The 562-nt window shown below is 32.4% G+C and carries 1 protein-coding gene; it reads right to left on the reverse strand.

Features of this window, described 5'->3' with window-relative positions; genetic code table 11:
- Nucleotides 1-17 precede the first annotated feature (17 nt).
- Entirely contained in the window at nucleotides 18-326 is a 309-nt protein-coding gene (locus SB753_RS34555; RefSeq protein WP_410804527.1) for a TIGR04104 family putative zinc finger protein, read from the reverse strand.
- Between the last annotated feature and the right edge of the window lie 236 nt (nucleotides 327-562).

Genomic DNA, 562 nt, shown 5'->3' on the forward strand with positions numbered 1-562 from the left:
TCTATATTCTCATTTCATCAAAACAGAGCTTCTTCATTCTTTGTTACCTCAATAAGAAATGGTACCACTAACATAACTAAAATAGAGTAGATAATTAATAAAGAAACAGATATTATCGTTGAAATTTGTAGGGCGATCAAAATTACAAATAAGATAGGGAGAAGTGCTACTAAGAGAAATATCCTCTTTTTAGATTTAGGAGTAAAGAATAATTTATGCTGGCATTGTGGACATTGTAAAGGGTCTTTTTTTGCAATCATCGTTTGCTTAAATGTCTGTATCCAAGAAAGTTTATGATTACAATTAATACATTTTGGTAACTTCATTATCGTTCACCGCCTTACAATTATTTACAGAAAATTATAAAGGTATATTTTACAATTTAAAAGATGTAATGTTTGATTTTTTTCCTTGTTTTTGGGTGTGAGTGCTGGCTAGTCGTGTGGGGACTAACCCCCACGAACTTAACGTAACTGAATATAGAAAAAGCTGACTGTTTTGATCGATGGATCTAGGCGGTTCGGCTGGTATAATTGCTAGTTCAAGTCGAACAACCTAAATC

This window comes from Paraburkholderia sp. SIMBA_053, from assembly GCF_046534895.1.
GTDB classification, from domain to species: domain Bacteria; phylum Pseudomonadota; class Gammaproteobacteria; order Burkholderiales; family Burkholderiaceae; genus Paraburkholderia; species Paraburkholderia caledonica.